This is a genomic window from Streptomyces sp. A2-16 (genome assembly GCF_018128905.1).
GTDB lineage: Bacteria > Actinomycetota > Actinomycetes > Streptomycetales > Streptomycetaceae > Streptomyces.
In genome coordinates this window covers 1,355,831-1,376,851 of the sequence record NZ_CP063808.1, presented here as the reverse complement: position 1 = coordinate 1,376,851, position 21,021 = coordinate 1,355,831, and the positions used below count along the sequence as shown (strand labels likewise).

General features: G+C 68.7%; 15 protein-coding genes. 3 read left to right on the top strand and 12 right to left on the bottom strand.

Features of this window, described 5'->3' with window-relative positions:
- The first annotated feature begins 67 nt into the window (after window positions 1–67).
- Complete coding sequence (locus tag IOD14_RS06440) at window positions 68–2,188, top strand: prolyl oligopeptidase family serine peptidase (protein WP_123991461.1); 2,121 nt, start codon at window positions 68–70, stop codon at window positions 2,186–2,188.
- A 122-nt stretch (window positions 2,189–2,310) separates the two neighbouring features.
- Here IOD14_RS06440 and IOD14_RS06435 read toward each other — a convergent pair whose 3' ends face one another.
- The 12 genes from IOD14_RS06435 to IOD14_RS06380 all read right to left on the bottom strand — a co-directional run bounded on the left by IOD14_RS06435 (window position 2,311) and on the right by IOD14_RS06380 (window position 19,564).
- Window positions 2,311–3,348 (bottom strand): dipeptide ABC transporter ATP-binding protein, encoded by a 1,038-nt coding sequence (locus IOD14_RS06435; RefSeq protein ID WP_123991460.1) that lies wholly within the window; start codon window positions 3,346–3,348, stop codon window positions 2,311–2,313.
- Complete coding sequence (locus IOD14_RS06430; RefSeq protein WP_123991459.1) at window positions 3,341–4,315, bottom strand: ABC transporter ATP-binding protein; 975 nt, start codon at window positions 4,313–4,315, stop codon at window positions 3,341–3,343. Before IOD14_RS06430 ends, IOD14_RS06435 begins: the two co-directional genes overlap by 8 nt.
- Window positions 4,316–4,849: 534 nt before the next feature.
- Window positions 4,850–5,863 (bottom strand): ABC transporter permease, encoded by a 1,014-nt coding sequence (locus tag IOD14_RS06425; protein ID WP_123991458.1) that lies wholly within the window; start codon window positions 5,861–5,863, stop codon window positions 4,850–4,852.
- The gene (locus IOD14_RS06420) at window positions 5,856–6,779 is read right to left on the bottom strand and encodes an ABC transporter permease (RefSeq protein WP_123991457.1); all 924 of its coding nucleotides are present in this window, start codon (window positions 6,777–6,779) and stop codon (window positions 5,856–5,858) included. The genes IOD14_RS06425 and IOD14_RS06420 overlap by 8 nt, the downstream gene beginning before the upstream one ends.
- Window positions 6,780–6,786: 7 nt before the next feature.
- Window positions 6,787–8,430 (bottom strand): ABC transporter substrate-binding protein, encoded by a 1,644-nt coding sequence (locus IOD14_RS06415; protein ID WP_123991456.1) that lies wholly within the window; start codon window positions 8,428–8,430, stop codon window positions 6,787–6,789.
- Window positions 8,431–8,602: 172 nt separating this feature from the next.
- Window positions 8,603–9,748: a dipeptide ABC transporter ATP-binding protein gene (locus IOD14_RS06410; protein ID WP_123991455.1), complete on the bottom strand. Its 1,146-nt coding sequence runs from the start codon at window positions 9,746–9,748 to the stop codon at window positions 8,603–8,605.
- Window positions 9,749–9,761: 13 nt separating this feature from the next.
- Window positions 9,762–10,823 carry an ABC transporter ATP-binding protein gene (locus tag IOD14_RS06405; protein WP_123991454.1) on the bottom strand — a complete coding sequence of 354 codons (1,062 nt, stop codon included), beginning with the start codon at window positions 10,821–10,823 and terminating at the stop codon, window positions 9,762–9,764.
- A 15-nt stretch (window positions 10,824–10,838) separates the two neighbouring features.
- The gene (locus IOD14_RS06400) at window positions 10,839–11,816 is read right to left on the bottom strand and encodes an ABC transporter permease (RefSeq protein ID WP_123991453.1); all 978 of its coding nucleotides are present in this window, start codon (window positions 11,814–11,816) and stop codon (window positions 10,839–10,841) included.
- 98 nt (window positions 11,817–11,914) lie between these two features.
- Window positions 11,915–13,720, bottom strand: a complete 1,806-nt coding sequence (locus IOD14_RS06395; protein ID WP_123991452.1) for an ABC transporter substrate-binding protein — start codon at window positions 13,718–13,720, stop codon at window positions 11,915–11,917.
- A 99-nt stretch (window positions 13,721–13,819) separates the two neighbouring features.
- Window positions 13,820–14,839, bottom strand: coding sequence for an ABC transporter permease (locus IOD14_RS06390; protein WP_212669850.1), 1,020 nt, complete (start codon window positions 14,837–14,839; stop codon window positions 13,820–13,822).
- Window positions 14,840–15,226: 387 nt separating this feature from the next.
- On the bottom strand, window positions 15,227–17,134 hold the full coding sequence (typA, locus tag IOD14_RS06385; protein ID WP_123991451.1) for a translational GTPase TypA: 1,908 nt from the start codon (window positions 17,132–17,134) through the stop codon (window positions 15,227–15,229).
- Window positions 17,135–17,260: 126 nt separating this feature from the next.
- The gene (locus IOD14_RS06380) at window positions 17,261–19,564 is read right to left on the bottom strand and encodes an ABC transporter family substrate-binding protein (protein WP_123991450.1); all 2,304 of its coding nucleotides are present in this window, start codon (window positions 19,562–19,564) and stop codon (window positions 17,261–17,263) included.
- Between the two features lie 297 nt (window positions 19,565–19,861).
- On the opposite strand from IOD14_RS06380, the gene IOD14_RS06375 reads away from it, so the two are divergent.
- Both IOD14_RS06375 and IOD14_RS06370 read left to right on the top strand, forming a co-directional pair.
- Window positions 19,862–20,152, top strand: a complete 291-nt coding sequence (locus tag IOD14_RS06375) for a hypothetical protein (protein ID WP_123991449.1) — start codon at window positions 19,862–19,864, stop codon at window positions 20,150–20,152.
- A 19-nt stretch (window positions 20,153–20,171) separates the two neighbouring features.
- Window positions 20,172–21,008 (top strand): hypothetical protein, encoded by an 837-nt coding sequence (locus tag IOD14_RS06370; protein ID WP_212669849.1) that lies wholly within the window; start codon window positions 20,172–20,174, stop codon window positions 21,006–21,008.
- Window positions 21,009–21,021 lie beyond the last annotated feature (13 nt).

The following is a 21,021-nucleotide window of genomic DNA, read 5'->3' as shown; positions in this document are numbered from 1 at the left end:
TATCCGGGCCTGCGCATCCGTCGGCGCACGGCCGCACAAGGGGGCGCATGGCCAATATGGTCGGGGCATGACGACCGAGCCTGACTCCTTTCCCCGCCGGCACGCCCGTACCCAGCGCTTCACGCTCGGCGCGCCGCGCGCGTTCACCGTGGCGCCCGACGGATCGCGTGTCGTGTTCCTGCGCTCGAACTCCGGCACGAACCGGGCCAATTCGCTGTGGGTGCTCGACATGCCGGACGGCGGGGAGCGCGTGGCGGCCGACCCGCGCGCCCTTCTGGGGGGCACCGAGGAGCGTCTCTCGCCCGAGGAGCGGGCGCGCCGCGAGCGCAGCCGTGAGGGCGGTGCCGGCATCGTCGGCTACGCCACCGACACGGCCGTCGAGTTGGCCTCTTTCGCCTTGTCAGGGCGGCTTTTCACGGCGGAGCTGCGGGCCGGAACGGCACGTGAACTGCCCGTCCCCGGACCGGTGATCGACCCCCGTCCGTCCCCCGACGGACGGCACGTGGCGTACGTCGCCCAGGGCGCCCTGCGGGTCGTGGGCGCCGAGGGCGAGGGGGACCGGGCGCTCGTCGCTCCGGAGTCGGATCAAGTCACCTACGGGCTGGCGGAGTTCGTCGCGGCCGAGGAGATGGGCCGCACGCGGGGCTTCTGGTGGTCGCCCCGGTCGGACCGGCTGCTGGTCGCGCGCGTGGACGACACGCCGGTGCGGCGCTGGTGGATCTCCGATCCGGCCCACCCGGAGCGTGATCCACAACACGTCCGGTACCCGGCCGCGGGCACCCCCAACGCGGAGGTACGGCTGTTCGTGATCGCCCTGGACGGCTCGCGCACGGAGGTCTCCTGGGACCGTGTGCGCTATCCGTATCTGGCCCATGTGCACTGGTCAGCCGCGGGTGCCCCGCTGCTGCTCGTACAGGCGCGCGACCAGCGCAGTCAGCTGTATCTCGCGGTGGACCCGGAGTCCGGTGCGACCCGGATGGTGCACGCGGACGAAGATCCAACTTGGCTGGATCTTTTCCCTGGAGTGCCCTGCTGGAGCCCCTCGGGCCGGCTCGTGCGGATCGCGGACGAGGGGGGCGCGAGGGTGCTGGCGGTCGGCGAACGCCCGCTCACCGGACCGCAGTTGCACGTCCGCGCGGTGCTGGACGTGGCCGGGGACGACGTGCTGGTCTCGGCGTCGGCCGGCACGGAGGCCGAGGCGCCGGAAATCGGCGAGGTGCACGTCTATCGGGTGAACGAGCTCGGAGTGGAGCGCGTGTCGCAGGAGCCCGGCGTGCACTCGGCGGTGCGCGCCGGGGGCGTGACCGTACTGGTGTCGGCGGCCCTCGACCGGCCGGGGGCCCGCGCGCGGGTGCTGCGGGACGGCAAGGAGGCGGCGACTGTCACGTCATATGCGGAAGATCCCGGTTTGACCCCGCGCGTGACGCTCATCGAGGGGGGCGCACGAAAGATCCCGTGCGCCGTGCTTATGCCGCAGGACTACGCCGGTGACAGCCCCCTTCCGGTTTTGCTGGACCCGTACGGGGGTCCGCACGGGCAGCGGGTGGTCCACGCGCGCAACGCGTACCTCACCTCGCAGTGGTTCGCCGATCAGGGTTTCGCGGTGGTCGTGGCCGACGGCCGGGGCACCCCGGGCCGCTCTCCCGCCTGGGAGAAGGCGGTCCGCGACGACCTCGCGGCGGTGGTCCTCCAGGACCAGGTCGACGCGCTGCAGGCGCTCGCCGAGGACTTCCCCCTGGACCTCTCCCGGGTCGCGATCCGCGGCTGGTCCTTCGGCGGCTATCTGGCCGCCCTCGGAGCGCTGCGCCGCCCGGACGTCTTCCACGCGGCGGTGGTCGGCGCCCCGGTCACCGACCTGCGCCTGTACGACACCCACTACCAGGAGCGCTACCTCGGCCACCCGGACGAACAGCCGGAGGTCTACCGCCGCAACTCGCTGGTCGACGACGAGGGCCTGGTCGACGCGGCCGAGCCGCACCGCCCGATGATGATCATCCATGGTCTCGCGGACGACAACGTGGTGGTCGCCCACTCCCTGCGCCTGTCCTCGGCCCTGCTGGCCGCGGGCCGCCCGCACGAGGTGCTGCCGCTGTCCGGGGTGACCCACATGACCCCGCAGGAGACGGTCGCGGAGAACCTGCTGCGGCTTCAGCTGGACTTCCTGAAGCGGTCGTTGGGGCTGGCCTAGGCACGGCAACGGGCCGGGAGGACATGGCGCCTCCCGGCCCGTTTACGGCACCCGCACGGCCGTACGCTCTAGAGACTGACGCGTCCGTATATCGGAACCGGGTCAGCCAAGTTGCCTCCGTGTTACTCCGGCGCCTCGGTCGGCACCACCTGCTTCTCCTCTGCGAAGTGGCACGCCGAGTCGTGCGCGGCCGGTCCGTCCGCGAGCCGGAACTCCGCCGGCACCGCGAGCGCCGGCACCTCCAGCGCGCAGCGCTCCTGCGCCTTCCAGCAGCGGGTGCGGAAGCGGCAGCCGGACGGGATGTTCATCGGGGACGGCACGTCACCCACGAGGATGATCCGCTCACGGTGCTCGCGGGCCTCCGGGTCGGGCACCGGCACGGCGGAGAGCAGCGCCTGGGTGTACGGATGCGTCGGATGGTCGTAGATCTCGGTGTCCCGGCCGATCTCGACGATCCGCCCGAGGTACATCACCCCGACCCGGTCCGAGATGTGACGGACGATCGACAGGTCGTGCGCGATGAAGAGGTACGACAGCTCGAACTCGGACTGGAGCCGGTCCAGGAGGTTGATCACCTGGGCCTGGACGGAGACGTCGAGGGCGGAGACCGGTTCGTCGGCGACGATGACCTCGGGGCGCAGGGCCAGCCCGCGCGCGATGCCGATGCGCTGGCGCTGCCCGCCGGAGAACTGGTGCGGATAGCGGTTGATGTACTCGGGGTTGAGGCCGACGACGTCCAGCAGGTCCTGGACCTTCCTGCGGCGGTCGCCCTTGGGTGCCACCTCGGGGTGGATGTCGTAGGGCTCCCCGATGATGTCGCCGACCGTCATACGGGGGTTGAGCGAGGTGTAGGGGTCCTGGAACACCATCTGGATGTTGCGGCGGACCGACTTCAGCGCCTTGCCGGAGAGCTTGGTGATGTCCTCGCCCTTGTACTTGATCAATCCCCGTGTCGGGCGCTCGAGGTTGACGAGCATCTTGGCGACGGTCGACTTGCCGCAGCCCGACTCCCCGACGATGCCGAGGGTCTCGCCCTTGTCGAGGGTGAAGTCGACACCGTCGACGGCCTTGACGGCACCGACCTGCTTCTTGAACACAATGCCCTGGGTCACCGGGTAGTGCTTGACCAGTCCACCCACTTCCAGGATCGGCTCAACCATTGAGGCACTCCGTCCAGAAGTGACAGGCACTCGTCCGCCTGTCGTCAACGTCGTACAGGGGCGGTACGTCCGTCCGGCACACGTCCCGGGCCATCGGGCAGCGGGGGTTGAACGCGCAACCCGGCGGGATGTTCGTCAGGTTGGGCGGCAGTCCCTTGATCGCGTACAGCTCCTGCCCCTTCTGGTCGAGACGGGGGATGGAGTCGAGGAGTCCGCGCGTGTAGGGGTGGGCCGGCGCCTTGTAGATGTCGTGGACGGGGGCCTGCTCGACGATCCGCCCGGCGTACATGACGGCGATCCGGTCGGCCACGTCCGCGACCACACCGAGGTCGTGGGTGATGAGGATGAGCCCCATGTTGTACTCACGCTGGAGCTCGGCGAGCAGGTCCATGACCTGGGCCTGGACGGTGACGTCCAGCGCGGTGGTCGGTTCGTCGGCGATGATCAGCGCGGGTTCCAGGGCGAGCGCCATCGCGATCATGATGCGTTGGCGCATGCCGCCGGAGAACTGGTGCGGGTAGTCCTTGACCCGTTCCTTGGCGGCCGGGATCCGGACGTGGTCCATCAGCTCGACGGCCTTCGCCCGCGCTTCCTTCTTCGACATGCCCCGATGCACCACGAACATCTCGCCGAGCTGGTCGCCGACGGAGAGCACGGGGTTGAGGGAGGAGAGCGCGTCCTGGAAGATCATCGCCATCTCGGCGCCCCGGACCTTGCGCCGCTCGTCCTCCTTGAGCTTCAGCAGGTCCCGCCCCTGGAACACGATCTCGCCCCCGGTGATCCTTCCCGGAGGCATGTCGAGGATCCCCATGATCGCCTGCGCGGTCACCGACTTCCCCGACCCGGACTCCCCGAGCACGGCGAGGGTCTCGCCCGCGTCCACCGCGTAGTCGACCCCGTTGACCGCCTTGGCCACCCCGTCCCTGGTCCTGAACTCCACCTGCAGATCACGCACTTCGAGCAGCACGGCGACTCACCTCGGCTTCGGATCGGGGCGCGACGCGACGCGGCCCCGCGGTGCGGGGGGACAAGGGGGCTGGGGCGGGAGAGGGGTGGCGCGGCGGACGACGGCACCTGCGACCGCCACCGGAACACACCCCCACGGCCGAGGCACGGGTCCCCACCGGGGTCCCGGCGGCACCGTGGTCCGCTCGCCGAGAGCGGCCGCGCGTCCGGCAGGACCACCGCCTGGAAGGCCGAGGGACGCGGGCGGGAAGACCGAAGGGGCGCCGCCGAGGAGACCGAAGGGCCGCGGACGGGAAGGCCGGGGGCGCACCGAAAGACACGCGGGCCGCCGCACGGACGGAACGCGGAAGCGGTGGTTCCCGGCCCGCCGGAGAAGACGCACCGCCCCAGCGGACCCCTCACCCGTCCCGCCCCACCGGAAAGAGCGCACCGCTCCAGCCGGCCCCTCACCCGCCCCGCCCCACCGGCCGCCCGCACGCCCGCCTGCCCGGTCCGGCCCCGTGTGCCTCTCCCCCTCGCTCACCAGCACGTCCGCTCACCTCAGCTTCGGGTCGAGGGCGTCGCGGACCGCGTCGCCGAGCATGATGAAGGCGAGGACGGTGATCGCCAGGGCTCCGGCCGGCCACAGGAGCATGTGCGGGGCGTTGCGGATGTACGCGGAGGCGGCGGAGATGTCGATGCCCCAGCTGACCGTGGGGGGCTTGAGGCCCACGCCGAGGTACGACAGGGTCGCCTCCAGGGCGATGTAGGTGCCGAGGGCGATGGTCGCGACGACGATCACCGGGGCGACCGCGTTCGGGCTGATGTGGCGGAGCAGCAGGCGGGAGTTGGAGGCGCCCAGGGCCCGCGCCGCCTGCACGTAGTCGTTCTGCTTGGCCGTGATGACCGAGCCGCGCGCGATGCGGGAGATCTGCGGCCAGCCCAGCAGCACCATGAACCCGATCACCGGCCACACCGTGCTGCTGGTGACGACCGACAGGAGCACCAGACCGCCCAGCACCACCGGGATCGCGAAGAAGATGTCGGTGAGCCTCGACAGGAGCGAGTCCCACGCGCCCCCGAAGAACCCCGCCAGGCCGCCGAGGATCGACCCGAGGATCGCGACGCCCAGCGTGGCGCAGACGCCGACCGTCACCGACGTACGGGCGCCGTACACCGTGCGCGTGTAGACGTCGCAGCCCTGGCCGTCGAAGCCGAAGGGATGGCCCGGCTGGGAGCCCTCCTGGGCCTTGGAGAGGTCGCACTTGAGCGGGTTGCCGGACGCGATCAGCGACGGCCACAGGGAGATGACGACCAGGAAGATGATCACCAGGGCGGAGATGAGGAAGACGGGGTTGCGGCGCAGGTCGCGCCAGGCGTCGGACCACAGGGAGCGGGGCTTCTCCGAGGGGCCCGAGCCGTCCGGGCCGGTCGGCGCCCGCTCCAGCGTCTCGCCCTCACTGGTGGCGAGGTCCATGGCGCCGCCCATGCCGGTCGCGGCGATCGCGCCGTCCTCGGGAGCGCGGCCCCCGCCGGACATGTACGGCTCCTGCGGCATCGGGTCAGGCATAGCGGATCCTGGGGTCGAGGACGGCGTACAGGAGGTCGACGAGCAGGTTGGCCACCAGGAACACCAGGACCAGGACGGTGACGAAGCCGACCACGGTCTGGGTGTTCTGGCGCAGGATGCCCTGGTAGAGCTGGTAGCCGACGCCGTGGATGTTGAAGATGCGCTCGGTGACGATCGCCCCGCCCATCAAGGCGCCGATGTCGGTGCCGATGAAGGTGACGACGGGGATGAGCGAGTTGCGGAGCAGGTGCCGCACGATGACCCGGTGTCTGGGCAGGCCCTTCGCCACGGCGGTGCGGACGTAGTCGGAGCGCCGGTTCTCCGCGATGGACGTGCGGGTCAGCCGGGTGACGTACGCGAGTGACACGGACGCGAGGACCAGGCCGGGCACGAGGAGCTCGCCGAAGGTGGCGTCCGTGGACACCGAGGGTTTGATCCAGCCCCACTCGACACCGAGGAGCAGCTGGAGCAGCAGACCGGTGACGAAGGTGGGGATGGAGATCACGACGAGGGTGAGGAGCAGGACGGAGGTGTCCACGGGCCGGCCCCGCTTGAGTCCGGTGATCACGCCCAGGGTGATGCCGACGACGATCTCGATGAGGATCGCGACGATCGTCAGCCGGATGGTCACGGGGAACGCCGTCGCCATCAGCTCGGTGACCTTCTGGCCGTTGAAGGCGGTGCCGAAGTCGCCGGTGAAGACGTTCCCCATGTAGGTCAGGTATTGCTGCCAGACCGGCTTGTCGAGGCCGAACTCCTTCTTGAGCTGGGCGGCCGTCGCCGCGTCGCACTGCTTGTCGCCGCACAGGCCCGCGATGGGGTCGCCCATCACGTTCACCATGAGGAAGATCAGCAGGGTCGACCCGATGAACACCGGGATCATCTGGAGCAGGCGCCGGACGACGTACCGTCCCATGGCGCGCTCAGCCGACCTTGATCTCGTTGTAGACGGGGACGCTGAACGGGTTGAGCTTCACGTTGGAGAGCCGCTCGGAGTAGCCCGCGCTGCCGTTCTGGTACCAGAGCGGGATGGCGGCCATGTTGTCCCGTACGACCTCCTCGGCCTGCTGGAACTTCTCGATGGCCTTGCCGGTGTCGGTCTCGGCGTTGGCCTCGTTGACGAGCTTGTCGAAGTCCTTGTTGGACCACTTGCCGTCGTTGGAGGAGGCGTTGGTGTAGTAGAGCGGCTGGAGGAAGTTCTGGATGAGCGGGTAGTCCATCTGCCAGCCGGCGCGGAAGGGGCCGCTCATCTTCTTCGCGGTGATCTGGCTGCGGAAGTCGGCGAAGGTGCCGACGGGGTTGCCGACGCAGGCCTTGTCGTTGTCGAGCGCGTTGTTGATGGAGTTGCAGACGGCGTCGACCCACTGCTTGTGGGAGCCGGTGTCCGCGTTGTACGTGATCTTGATCTGGCCGCCGGGGAGACCGCCGCCCTCCTGGATGAGCTTCTTGGCGGCGGCGGGGTCGTAGTCGCAGGCGTCCCCGCACAGTCCGTCCTGGAAGCCGCCCTCCTTGCCGAGGACCGGGGAGGTCCAGTCGGTGGCGGGGGTGCGGGTCTTCTGGAAGATGGTCTCGGTGATCTGTTCGCGGTTGATCGCGCGGGACAGGCCCGTGCGGACCTTCTCCATCCCGGCCTTGTTCCAGTTCTTGTCGTAGAACGGGAAGGCGAGGGTCTGGATGATGCCGGCGGGAGTGTTGATGTACCGACCGCCCAGGTCGTTCTTGACGTTCTTGAGCTGGGCGGCCGGGACGTCGTCGACGAGGTCGAGGTTGCCGGCCATGAGGTCGGTGTAGGCGGTGTTGTTGTCGGTGTAGACCTTGAGGGTCACCCCGCCGTTCTGCGCCTTGTCGGGGCCGGTGTAGCCGTCCCACTTCTTTAGGGCCATCTGCGAGCCCTTGGTGTACGACTCGATGGTGTAGGGCCCGTTGCCGACCGGCTTCTGCAGCCAGCCCGCGTGGTCCTTGAAGAAGGCCTGCGGGAGCGGGGCGTAGGCGGGGTAGCCGAGGGTGTCGGGGAAGGTCGAGAACTTCTGGTTGAGCTTGACGGTGAAGGTTCTGGGGCCGGTGACCTTCAGGCCGGAGAGGGTGTCGGCGGTCTGCTTGCTGCCGTCCTCGGGGTGCGTCTTGTCGTAGCCGTCGATGTAGCCGAAGAAGTAGGCGTTCTTCTGGTTGTTCTTGAGGGAGGCCCCGTAGTTCCAGGCGTCCACGAACGACTGGGCGGTGACCTTCTCGCCGTTGCTGAAGGTCCAGCCGTCCTTGACCGTGACGGTGAAGTTCTGCGAGTCGCTCGTCTCGATCTTCTCGGCGAGCATGTCCTCGGCCTTGCCGGTCTCCGGGTTGTACTTCTTCAGGCTGCGGAAGATCATGTCGAGGACCTTGCCGCCCTGCACCTCGTTGGTGTTGGCCGGCTCCAGCGGGTTCTGGGGGTCGCCCCAGGACGAGCTCAGCACCGCGCTGCCGTCACTGCTGCCGCCGCTGTCGCTGCCGCTGTCCCCACCGCCGCAGGCCGTCCCCGCGAGGGCTACCGCCGCCGCGCAGGCGGCCCATTTGGCGTGCGTGGCTCCACGCATGGAGTGCCTCCTCAAGACTGATCCGTTACCGGCCAATATCGGATCAAGGACGGCATTCCGCATGTCTGGCTAGGCCGTTGGGGGCAGCGAGCGGGCACGCCTGAGCAGACATACGACGACCGGGGGCGGAGGCCGTGGCCTCCGCCCCCGGTCAGGGGTCGTGCGTGGGGTGTCAGTCCTTGGCCGGGGGCTCGTCGCCCTCCGCCGCCTCCACCGCGTCCTCCAGCGCCTTCAGCGCCGGGTCCATGATCACGTCCTCGTCGCGGGCCTCGATGGTCGGCTCCTCCGGGAAGTGGCAGGCCGTGAGGTGGCCGGCCTTGTTGCCGGAGATCTGGACCAGCGGCGGCTCGTCCGTGGCGCACTTGTCCTGCGCCTTCCAGCACCGCGTGCGGAAGCGGCAGCCGGACGGCGGCAGGATCGGCGAGGGGACGTCACCGGAGAGCCGGATCCGCTCCCGGCTCGGCCCGACGCCCTCGATGTCGACCTCCGGGACCGCGGACAGCAGCGCGTGCGTGTACGGGTGCCGGGGCCGGTTGTAGATCGACTCCCGGTCGCCGACCTCGACCACCTTGCCGAGGTACATGACCGCGACCCGCTGCGAGAAGTGCCGTACGACGGCCAGGTCGTGGGCGATGAACAGGAACGCGATGCCCAGCTCGTCCTGGACCTTCTTGAGCAGGTTGACGACCTGCGCCTGGATCGACACGTCGAGCGCGGAGACCGGCTCGTCCGCCACGATCAGCTTCGGCTGGAGGGCCAGCGCACGGGCCACACCGATGCGCTGACGCTGACCGCCGGAGAACTCGTGCGGGAAGCGGTTGTAGTGCTCGGGGTTGAGGCCGACCAGCTCCAGGAGCTCGCGGACCCGCGTCTCCCGGCCGCCCGCGGGCTCGATCCCGTTGACCTCCATGGGCGACTTGATGATCGAGCCAACGGTCTGGCGCGGGTTCAGCGAGGAGTACGGGTCCTGGAAGATCATCTGGATCTCGGACCGCACCGGCGCCAGCTGACGGCGCGAGGCGTGCGTGATGTCCTGACCGGAGTACGTGATCTTGCCGGCGGTGGGCTCCAGGAGCCGCGTGATCAGCCGGCCCGTGGTCGACTTGCCGCAGCCGGACTCGCCGACCAGACCGACGCTCTCGCCGACGCCGACCGTCAGGTCGACCCCGTCGACGGCCTGGACGGCGCCGACCTTGCGTTTGATCGGGAAGCCGCCGTAGATCGGGAAGTGCTTGGTCAGGCCCTCGACCTTGAGGAGCTCCTCGGCCGACGTACCGGTGGAACCCTGCTGGGCGGGGAGTGTGAGGTTGTCGCTCATGTCTCGGATCTCCCTAGCGCAGCCGGGGCTGGATCTTGTCGATGAAGATGGACTGCTTCTGCTCGGCCGTCAGGTGGCACGCGGAGGCGCGCCCCTCGCCCAGCGGCGGACGGGAGTCGGTGCACAGCGTGCCCGGCACCTCGTCCTTGAAGGCGCACCGCGGGTGGAACGGGCAGCCGGAGGGCGGGTTGAGCAGCGAGGGCGGCGAGCCGGGGATCGGCTCGAGCGCCTCGTTGATGTCGCCGTCGAGGCGGGGCATGGAGCTCAGCAGACCCCAGGTGTAGGGGTGCTTGGGCGCGCCCAGGACCTCCCGGACGGAGCCGCGCTCCACGGCCCGGCCCGCGTACATCACCAGCAGGTCGTCGGCCATGTTGGAGATGACGCCGAGGTCGTGCGTGATGAAGATGATCGCGGAGCCGAACTCCTGCTGGAGGTCCTTGAGCAGGTCCAGGATCTGGGCCTGCACGGTGACGTCCAGCGCGGTGGTCGGCTCGTCGGCGATCAGCAGCTCGGGGTCGCACATCAGCGCCATGGCAATCATCGCGCGCTGGCGCATACCGCCGGAGAACTGGTGCGGGTAGTCGTCGAAGCGCGCCTTGGGCTGCGGGATGCCGACCTTCTCCAGAAGCTGGACGGCCCGGTCCTTGGCGTCCTTCTTGGAGGCGCCGCGGTGCTTCATGAACGGCTCGGACAGCTGGCGGCCCACCGTGTAGAACGGCGACAGCGCGGTCAGCGGGTCCTGGAAGATCATCGCCATCTTGTTGCCGCGGAGCTGCTCCAGCTCCCGCTCCGAGGCGGTGACGAGCTCCTTGCCGTCGAGGACGATCTCGCCGTCGACGGAGCTGCTGCGGGGGTTGTGCAGGCCCAGGATCGTCAGGTTGGTGACGGACTTGCCCGAGCCGGACTCGCCGACGATGCCCAGGGTCTTGCCGCGCTCGACGTCGAAGGAGAGGCCGTCGACCGCCTTGACGATGCCGTCCTCGGTGGAGAACTGCACCTTCAGATCACGCACCGAGAGGAAGCTCTCCGGACCGGTCGGGGCCGGCGCGTCCTCGGTCTTGGTCAGTGTGGTCACGGTGGTTCGTTCTTCCTAGGAGAGCCGGACGCGCGGGTCGATGTAGGCGTACGCGATGTCGGTGAGGATGTTGACGATCAGGATGAAGAAGGCACCGAACAGCATGACACCCATGGTGAGCGGCAGGTCCTTGTGGACCGCGCCGTCCACGGCGAGACGGCCGATCCCCTGGAGCGAGAAGGTCAGCTCGGTGACCACGGCGCCGCCGAGCATGGCGCTGATGTCGATACCGAGGACGGTGACGATGGGGATCATCGAACCGCGCCAGGCGTAGCGGAAGAAGACGTACCTGTTCGACATGCCCTTGGCGCGGGCGGTGCGGACGTGTTCCTCCGCGAGCTGCTCGATCATCGAGGAACGCGCCATACGCGTGTACTGCGCGGTGAAGATCGTGGCCATCACCAGCACCGGCAGCAGCATGCCGGTGAACCACTTCCAGGGGTCGTCGGTGATCGGGTGGTAGGCCGGGTTGTCCATCCAGCCCGTGCTGTAGACGAAGATCAGCAGGACGATGGGGCCGAGCACGTAGATCTGGAACGAACTGAGCACCATGGACACACCGGTGGCGACCTTGTCGATCAGGGTGCCGCGCCGGTAGGCGGCGATCATGCCGGCGCCCACACCGACGATGACGAAGACGACCGCACCGCCCGCGGTGAGCGTCAGGGTCGTCGGGAAGCGGTCCATGATGGTCGACCAGACCATGTCGCCCGAGTAGAACGACTGGCCGAGACAGGGCGCACTGCAGTGCCCGGTCGGGAAGTCACGGCCGACCACGATGCCGGACATGAAGTCCCAGAACTGCTGGTGGATCGGCAGGTTGAGGCCGAGTGCCTGCCGGATGTCCTCGAGTCTCGCGGGCGAGCAGTCCTTGCCACAGGCCAGGGAGGCGTAGTCGGAGGGCGCGGCGACGAACAGGAAGAACGTTGCGGCGCCGATGAGGAACAGGGTGACCAGGGCACCGACCGTGCGCCGGATGATGAACTGAAACATGGCGGGAGGGCTGCTCTCTGCGGAGACGGTGGAAGGTTTCACGGAGGTGCGGGGGTGCGCTCCGCCTGGTGCGCACCCCCGCGATCAGCCGTAGAGAGTTACGACTTCACGTACAGGCGGTTGATGTCGATGAGGCTGGACACCGAGCCGTAGCGGGCGCCACCGATGCTCGACCCGGAGAGCTGGAACTGCTTGGTGTACCAGAGCGGGGCGGCCGGGATGACCTTCTCCAGCAGGTAGTGCTGGGCTTCCTTCCAGGTCTTGGCAGCCGCGGTCGGGTCCTCGGCGAGCGCCTTCTTGATCAGGGCGTCGACCTTCGGGTCCTTGACGTGCGAGTAGTTCGGCGAACCGTCGGCCACCTGGGCACCGTCGTAGACGGGCGTGATGACCGTACCCGGCGACGGCCAGTCCTGGCCCCAGCCGGAGATGTACATGTCGTACGGGTTGTCGAGCTTGCCGATCTGCTCGTAGTAGCTCGCCGCGTCGATCTCCTTGGAGACGACGTTGAAGCCGACCTTGGTGAGGGCGTCCTCGATGGCGACCTTGCGCTTCTGGCCGTTCTCGCTGTTGGCGTAGGCGAAGACGACCTTCTTCTCGGCGGCCGGGACCGTCTTGAGGATCTCCTTGGCCTTCGCGATGTTGCCCTGCGGCGCCTTCAGGCGGCCGTACGGGTCGTAGCTCGCCTCGTAGCCCGGCAGGGTCGGGGCGAAGTAGTTCGGGGCCACGTCGCCGCCGTAGGCACCGCCCTCACCGGCGATGAGCGACTTCGAGTTGACCGCGTAGGTGATGGCCTGACGGACCTTGATGTCCTTCACGCGGTCCAGGTTGAACGTCAGCTGCATGACGTAGGGCTGGTAGCCCTTGACCGTGCGCTTGCTGACGGCCGCGTTGCCGATGACGTCCTGGATCTGCGTGGCCTCGACACCGCCGGTGAGCTGGATGGCGGTCTTGTCCTCGCCCTGGTCGGCGATCAGACGCTTGGTCTGGGTCGACTCGGTGATGCCGAACTGGAAGTCGAAGCCGTTCGGGTACTGGTGGCGGACGGAGTCCGTCTTCGGGTCCCAGTTCGTGTTCTTCTCGAGCACGAGCTCCTTGCCGACCTTGTACGAGGCGATCTTGTACGGGCCGGTGGCGACGGGAGCCTTGTCGTACTTCTCCTTGGTGTCCGTCTTCTCCGGGACGACGGCGTAGCCGGCCATGGCCAGCGTCTGCGGCAGGTCCGGGCGGGCCTGGTCGAAGTGGAAGATGACGGTCTTGTCGTCCGGGGTGTCCAGGACCGAGGCCGGCAGGTGCTTGCCGTCGAAACCGCCGCCCGGCAGGAGCTTGCGGTAGTCGGAGGCGTACTTGTCGCCGGCGAGCCACGTCTGGAGGTAGGGCGGGCCGTCGAAGATGAACTTCGCGAACTGGCGCTCGACGGTGTGGCGGATGTCGGCGGACGTGATCGCGGCGCCGTTGGCGTCCTTGATGCCGTCCTTCAGCTTGAAGGTCCAGGTCTTGCCGCCGTCGGAGGACTGACCGGAGTCGGTGGCGAGGTCACCGACGACCGAGACGTTGCCCTTGTCGTCCTCCTTGAACTGCGTCAGGCGACGGAAGAGCAGGTTGGCGACCTGGCCGGCGTCGGAGACGTAGATCTGGCCCGGGTCCAGGTGCGAGAGGCCCGCCTCCTGGTACACGTTGATCGTGCCACCGGCCTTGGCGCCGGGGACCTCCGCGGCAGGACCCGTCGAGCCCGCGGCGTCGGCGTACGTGACCGCCTTCGACTGGACCGAGGCCTGCTTCTGGTCCTTCTTCGAGTCGGCACCGGAGTCGCCGCCCTCGTTCTTGGAGCAGGCCGTGAGAGCCAGCGAACCGGCTGCGAGGGCGACGACGACTGCGCGCGCTCTGCGCGAGCTGATGGGCTTCATGAGGCGAATACCTACCTGTCGGTTGTTATCCATGAGTACTGCCTGACGCGGCTGGTAGGCCGACGCGGGGGCGGCAGCCACCCCCCACCAATGGACGAGTTACCGCCCGGACTTGGGGTCGAAGGCGTCCCGGACCGAGTCTCCGAGGAGGTTGAAGGCCAGAACGAAGATCACCAGCGCCGCACCGGGGAAGAAGAGGAACGCCGGGTCCTGCTCGGTGTACTGGGCAGCGGCGGCGAACAGTCGTCCCCAGTCCGGAGTCGGCTCGACGAACCCGACTCCGGCGAACGAAAGGAAGGCGATGGTGAGGATGGTGCTGGGCAGCGAGTACGTGAACTGCACCAGGATCGGCGTCACCACGTTCGGCAGGATCTCCTTGCGGACGATCCGCCACGGGGAGGCGCCGGAGACCTTGGCGGCCTCGACGAACTCCCGCTCCCGCAGGGACAGCACGGTGGAGCGCACGAGGCGCGCCATGCCCATCCAGCCCAGCAGCCACAGCACGATCAGCATCGCCAGTGCGCGGAAGTACGTGGGGGTCTCCTCCCGCGGGTCGACGAAGAACGCGGTGACCACGGGCATGAAGGCGATGAAGAACAGCTGCTGGGGGAAGGACAGGAAGAAGTCGGTGACGCGGCCGATCCAGTAGTCCGTACGACCGCCGAAGTAGCCGCCGATCAGACCGATGATCACGCCGGTGACCATCAGCAGGACCGTCACGCCGAGCGCCATGAACAACGACGTCCGCATGCCGTACACGAGCATGGCGAACAGGTCGCGGCCGTACTGCGGCTCCACACCGAACCAGTGGTCGCCCGAGACGCCGCCGAAGTAGCCGAGGGGGAGCCCGAACTCGTCCAGCACGGGCTTGTCGGCGTAGGTCGGGTCCTGTCCGTACAGCGTGTACGGGTCGGTCCCGCTGAGCTGGGTCAGCAGCGGCGCGGCCAGCGAGACCACGAAGTACAAAATCACTACCACGGCGCAGATGACACCGGTACGGTCACGCTTGAAGCGCTGCCACATCAACTGGCCGGGAGAACGACCCTCGAGCTTCTGCTCGGCCTTGACAGGCTCGGCGTTCGACTCGAGCTCGGGGTCCAAGGCGACTGGACTGGTCATGTGTGTACTTCCCCCGGGGGGTTGGAGAGTTGAGCGCAGCACAGATACCGGCAGGTTCTGTGGTTTGGGGGAACTTTCGCCAAAGTGTTCAACGCGCGTCAAGGGCGGAAGGCATAGGGATCTCCCTACCGACCATATTTTGAGGAAAAATTGCAAAGATTGACACCTGCGCGCGCTTGACACGTGAGATGACAGACCGTCAAAACGGACATATCGCAACGGATTTCTGTTCACATGTCCGAAACACGATGGACGGATTACCGATTACCGGACGGTATCGCATAGGTCACGGACAGGCTTCTTACCCGTCTGCCGAGGTCCCCTACACCGGCACGCCGAAGGCCCGGTTCTCCGTCACTCGGAGAACCGGGCTCACCGGCGTTCGGATCAGCCGTGCTTGGCGCGGCTCGCGGCGCGGGCGCGCTCGCGGGCGTCCAGGTTGACCTTGCGGATGCGCACGGCTTCCGGGGTCACCTCGACGCACTCGTCGTCGCGGCAGAACTCCAGGGACTGCTCCAGGGAGAGCTTGCGCGGCGGGACGATCGACTCGGACACATCGGCCGTGGACGACCGCATGTTGGTGAGCTTCTTCTCCTTGGTGATGTTGACGTCCATGTCGTCGGCACGGGAGTTCTCGCCGACGATCATGCCCTCGTACACCTCGGTGCCGGGCTCCACGAAGAGCACACCGCGCTCCTGGAGGTTGGTCATCGCGAAGGCGGTGACGGCACCGGAGCGGTCGGCGACCAGCGAGCCGTTGTTGCGGGTCTGCAGGGTGCCGAACCAGGGCTCGAAGCCCTCGTGGATGGAGTGCCCGATGCCGGTGCCGCGGGTCTGCGTCAGGAACTCGGTCCGGAAGCCGATGAGACCGCGGGACGGCACCACGAACTCCATGCGGACCCAGCCGGAGCCGTGGTTCGACATGTTGTCCATACGGCCCTTGCGGACACCCATGAGCTGCGTGACGGCGCCCATGTGCTCCTCGGGCACGTCGATGGTCATGCGCTCGACGGGCTCGTACACCTTGCCGTCGACGTCCTTGGTGACCACCTGGGGCTTGCCGATGGTCAGCTCGAAGCCCTCCCGGCGCATGGTCTCGACCAGGATGGCGAGCGCGAGCTCACCACGGCCCTGGACCTCCCAGGCGTCGGGGCGCTCGGTGTCCAGGACGCGCAGCGAGACGTTACCGATCAGCTCGCGGTCCAGACGGTCCTTGACCTGACGGGCCGTGACCTTGCGGTCCTTGACGGCCGCCTTGGCGTCGGCGCCCTTGCCGGTGCCGCCCCGGCCGACCAGCGGCGAGGTGTTGGTGCCGATGGTCATCGAGATCGCGGGCTCGTCGACCGTGATCAGCGGCAGCGGGATCGGGTTCTCGGTGTCCGCGAGGGTCTCGCCGATCATGATGTCGGGGATACCGGCGACCGCGCAGATGTCACCGGGGCCGGCCTTCTCGGCCGGCTTGCGGGTGAGCGCCTCGGTCATCATCAGCTCGGAGATCCGGACGTTGCTGATGGAGCCGTCACGCTTGATCCACGCGACCGTCTGGCCCTTGCGCAGCTCGCCCTGCTCGACGCGGAGCAGCGCGATGCGGCCGAGGAAGTTGTCGGCGTCCAGGTTGGTGACGTGCGCCTGGAGCGGGGCGGCCTCGTCGTAGGTCGGGGCCGGGATGTGCTCGAGGATCGTGGAGAAGAACGGCTCCAGGCTGGTGGAGTCCGCCGGGACCGTGCCGTTCTCCGGCTTGGTCAGCGAGGCGATGCCGTCACGGCCGCAGGCATAGACGATCGGGAACTCGATCTGCTCCTCGTCCGCGTCCAGGTCGAGGAAGAGGTCGTAGGTCTCGTTGACGACCTCGTCGATCCGGGAGTCCGGGCGGTCCGTCTTGTTGATGCACAGGATGACGGGCAGCCGCTGCTGGAGCGCCTTGCGCAGCACGAAGCGGGTCTGCGGGAGCGGGCCCTCGGAGGCGTCGACGAGGAGGACGACACCGTCCACCATCGACAGACCGCGCTCGACCTCGCCGCCGAAGTCGGCGTGACCGGGGGTGTCGATGATGTTGATGGTGATGACGTCCCCCCCGTCCTTGGGGTGGTACTTCACCGCCGTGTTCTTGGCGAGGATCGTGATGCCCTTCTCACGCTCCAGGTCGTTCGAGTCCATCATGCGGTCGTCGACGCCTTCGAGCTGGTGGGCGGCGAAGGCACCGGCCTGCTTCAGCATGCCGTCGACGATGGTCGTCTTGCCGTGGTCGACGTGGGCGACGATGGCTACGTTGCGGATGTCGTGGCGCGTGGCCATGAAGGCGTACTCCTGGAGTGTGAGGAAGGCCGACGCGTACGTCTGTGTTACGCGGACCCTGCCGGGCTGAACACGCCACGGCCTCACCCCATCGTACGGTGCCTCCCGGGCAGGGGCTCGCCGGGCTCAGTCGCGGGCGGGACGCGCGGGGGCCTTCTCGCCCTTCCTCAGGAAGCCCATGTCCTCGTAGAGGGGCGTCTGGAATCCGAAGGCACCGGCGTTCACCACGTCCTTCCTGACGGCCGTCAGCTGGGGCCGCTGGTACAGCGGGATGGACCCCGCGGCGGCCCAGATCCGGGAGTCCGCCTTGCGGATCAGGCTCCGGCTCCTGCCCTCGTCGAGCGTGCCGAGGGCCTGGTCGAAGAGCTGGTCCACCTGGTCCGTGCCGACCCGGGTGTAGTTCTGCTCGACGTTCAGCGACCCGTCGGCGGCCGGCACCGGCTTCGCGAAGATCGGTCGGGCGTCGGTGGCGGGGAACGCGGACGCGGGCCAGGAGTACAGCGCCAGGTCGTACTGCCCGGAGGCGATGTGGTCCTTGAAGTAGCTCTCGTCGGAGACCTTGGAGATCTCGGTCCGGATTCCGACCTTCTCCAGCATCGAGGAGATCCGCCCGGCCACCGTGTGCAGCGTCCGGGACCCCGGCCCCGAGGGCAGCACGAACCGCAGGGCGAGGGCCTTGCCGTTCTTGGCCAGCACCTTCGTCGCCGCCTCCGCCGGAGCCGCCGTGCCCTTGGGGGCGTAGGCCCCGGGCGCGCCGCCCTGCTTCAGCTTGTTCGCGTACTGCTTGCCGTCCTGGGCGAGATGGTGCGGGCCGTCCCGGCCCTCGCGGTGGTCCTTGGGGTCCTTGTCGTCGCTCTTGTCGTCGTCGCTCTTGTCGTCCTCGCCGACGACGTACGTCCCGTCGTCGCCGTTCTCCGACTCCCGGTCCCCGCGCTCGGAATCCCGCCCGGCCTTCTCGCCCTCGTCCTCACCCTCGTCGGAGTCCCGCCCGGCCTTCCGGCCCTCGGTCCCCGCCGCCTTCTCGCCCTTCTTCCGCTCCTTGTCGACCGGTCCGCCGGGCACCCAGCCGGCGTCCGCGAGGAGCGCCCGGGCCTCCTTGGCGTCCTGGCCGCCGAGCGCGCCGCTGTTGTCGGCGTAGGCGTCCTGGCCGGAGAGCGCGAGGTGGCTGCCGACGGGCACGGCGGGCAGACCGAGCGGGGAGAGGACCACGCCGGCCAGCGCCTTGCGGTCGATGGCGCGGGCCACGGCCCGGCGCACCCGCTCGTCGGCGAGCGGGCCCGAGGCACCGTTGAGGGCGAGCTGGGTGTAGACGGGCTCCAGGGACCTGCGGACCTCGAAGCCCTTCAGGGCCGTCTGCTCGCGCCGGTACGCGGCGACTGCTTTGCGCTCCTTCTCCCGGGCGCCGAGTTCCTCGTCGGCGGCCTCCTCGTCGTCCCCGTGGGCGACGGCCCAGGAGCGCAGCGCGTCGGCGGCGCCCAGGTTGCTGCCGGAGCCGTGGGCGGGGAGTCCGCCGGGGCCCGCGAGCGGGCTGCTGCCGGCCTTGGCGCCCGCGCGGGCGGCCGGACCGATGCGGTCGAGGGCCTCGGGGTCGATCTCGGCGAGCTCGATCTCGCCGGCGGCCAGCGCGGCGGTCCGCTCGTCGCGCGGTACGGCGCGCAGCACGATCTCGTTCAGCTTGGCGGGGTGGCCCCACCAGCGCGGATTGCGGTCGAGGACGACCTCCTCGTCCTTGCGGTCGACCTTCTTCAGCCGGAAGGGACCCGCCGTGACCTTGAGCTTCTTGCGCGCGGAGTCGTTGAAGGAGTCCGGGGTGCCCATGACGTCCTTCGGGTACAGCGGAGAGAACAGCGAGCGCCAGTCGGCGTACGGCTGCGCGAAGGTGACCCGGACCTCCAGGTCGTTGGCTCCGCGTTCGACCTTCTTGATGCGGTCGTAGCCGGCGTTGCGGGCGGTCCAGTACGCGGAGTCCTTGCCGGACAGGGCGCGCCACTGGGCGGCGAAGTCGGCGGCGCCGATCTCCCGGCCGTCGCTCCAGACGGCCTGCTGGTTCAGCTTGTACAGCACGACCTGCTCCGGCTCGGTCTCGACGACCTTGGCCGACTCCAGGTAGGCAGGGTTGACCTGCGGGCGTCCGTTCGCGTCGAGCCGGTACATCGACGGCAGGACCGCCTGGGCGACGGTCGTGGTGGTCGCGTCGGCGTCCGCCTGGAAGGTGTTCAGGGTCTCCGGTACGGCGTCCACGGCCCAGTGCAGGGTGCCGCCGTCGGCGATCCGGTCGCGGGCGGCGGGCGCGATGTCCTGCTCCGCGAGGGGCTTGCTCCTCTCGTCCCCGGAACTGCACCCGGCCAGCGCGGGCACCGCGAGTGCGCCCGCGGTGAGGAAGGCGACCGAGCGCATGACCGCGCGCAGTCCGACGCCGTCGTTGGACATCTCTGATTACCTCCGGGAGCCGCGGGCGTTATGATCACTTTTGGCGGTATATGGAGCTGATCACATGTATGCGGCCACTGAAGAGGAAAGGGTTCGGCAACGGACGGCGACACGGCGACAGCGGCCGGGAAGCCCACCCGTGCGGCGCAATCGACGGCGCACGAGGGGCGCGCACCGAGGCTCACGATCCGCCAATCGGTGCACGTCCCTTCACACCGGCAGGTGTGACGCGCAACACTCGCAGGCGCATGACCGTTCCCGTGCAGGGCAACCCGCCCACGGAAGTGAGGTCACGTCATGTCCGTGAACGACGAACTGGCATCGGCCCAGCGCGCGCTCGACGAAGTGCTCAGGTATGTCAAGCGCCTGGAGCAGCAGCTGGGCAGCGGCGGTCTGGAGATGCGCCGCGTCCGGATCGACGCCGACCGTCTGCGCGAGAGCCTCGCGCTGCTGAGGGAGACCGACCCGGCGCTCGCCAAGGCGCGCCGCCCGGACCTCGTCTCCATCTCCGACACCCCCTACGACAACACCCTGTGGACGGACTCGGACGACGAGGGCCTCGGCGCCCGCGACCGCAGGGCCCCCTGAACCCGACCGGAGTCAAGAGTTGGCCACTGGTACGGAACCCCCCGACACCGAATCCCATACCGCCCGCGGCGGCGTACGCACCGGTACGCGCGCCGCGATCGACGCCCCGCACCTGCGCACCGACCGCTGGTGGCTGGCACCGGCGGCCACCGCCGCCGGGCTGCTCGCCTTCATCGTGTACTCGACGTGGCGGGCCTTCGCCGACACGAACTACTACGCGGCCCCGTACGTCTCGCCGTTCTACTCCCCCTGTCTCGCCGAGCGCTGCGAGCCGATGCGGCACGGCCCGAACTGGGAGATCTTCGGCAGCTGGTGGGGCATCTCCCCCGCGATCATCATCCTGATCTTCCCGCTCGGCTTCCGCCTGACCTGCTACTACTACCGCAAGGCCTACTACCGGGGCTTCTGGGCGTCCCCGCCGGCCTGCGCGGTGGCCGAGCCGCACAAGAAGTACACCGGTGAGACCCGCTTCCCGCTGATCCTGCAGAACATCCACCGGTACTTCTTCTACGCCGCGATCGTGGTCGCCGGCATCCTGACCTATGACACCGTGCTCTCGTTCCGCGACGAGCACTACGAGTGGGGCCACATGGGCCTCGGCACCCTGGTGTTCCTGGTCAACATCGTGCTGATCTGGGCGTACACGATCTCGTGCCACTCCTGTCGGCACATCGTCGGCGGCAAGCTCAGGCACTTCTCCAAGCACCCCGTGCGCTACAAGGCCTGGCAGTTCGTCGGAAAGCTCAACGCCCGCCACATGCAGCTGGCCTGGGCGTCACTGGTGAGCGTGGCGCTCGCCGACTTCTACGTGTATCTGGTCGCCTCCGGCGCTTTCGACGATCCGCGCTTCTTCTAGAAAGGGAGGTGCC

Excerpts from the sequence above, each read along its gene's own strand:
- IOD14_RS06440 (WP_123991461.1), top strand. The coding sequence starts at position 68 with ATGACGACCGAGCCTGACTCCTTTCCCCGCCGGCACGCCCGTACCCAG.
- IOD14_RS06435 (WP_123991460.1), bottom strand. The coding sequence starts at position 3,348 with ATGGTTGAGCCGATCCTGGAAGTGGGTGGACTGGTCAAGCACTACCCG.
- IOD14_RS06425 (WP_123991458.1), bottom strand. The coding sequence starts at position 5,863 with ATGCCTGACCCGATGCCGCAGGAGCCGTACATGTCCGGCGGGGGCCGC.
- IOD14_RS06420 (WP_123991457.1), bottom strand. The coding sequence starts at position 6,779 with ATGGGACGGTACGTCGTCCGGCGCCTGCTCCAGATGATCCCGGTGTTC.
- IOD14_RS06415 (WP_123991456.1), bottom strand. The coding sequence starts at position 8,430 with ATGCGTGGAGCCACGCACGCCAAATGGGCCGCCTGCGCGGCGGCGGTA.
- IOD14_RS06410 (WP_123991455.1), bottom strand. The coding sequence starts at position 9,748 with ATGAGCGACAACCTCACACTCCCCGCCCAGCAGGGTTCCACCGGTACG.
- IOD14_RS06400 (WP_123991453.1), bottom strand. The coding sequence starts at position 11,816 with ATGTTTCAGTTCATCATCCGGCGCACGGTCGGTGCCCTGGTCACCCTG.
- IOD14_RS06395 (WP_123991452.1), bottom strand. The coding sequence starts at position 13,720 with ATGAAGCCCATCAGCTCGCGCAGAGCGCGCGCAGTCGTCGTCGCCCTC.
- IOD14_RS06390 (WP_212669850.1), bottom strand. The coding sequence starts at position 14,839 with ATGACCAGTCCAGTCGCCTTGGACCCCGAGCTCGAGTCGAACGCCGAG.
- typA (WP_123991451.1), bottom strand. The coding sequence starts at position 17,134 with ATGGCCACGCGCCACGACATCCGCAACGTAGCCATCGTCGCCCACGTC.
- IOD14_RS06380 (WP_123991450.1), bottom strand. The coding sequence starts at position 19,564 with ATGTCCAACGACGGCGTCGGACTGCGCGCGGTCATGCGCTCGGTCGCC.
- IOD14_RS06375 (WP_123991449.1), top strand. The coding sequence starts at position 19,862 with ATGTCCGTGAACGACGAACTGGCATCGGCCCAGCGCGCGCTCGACGAA.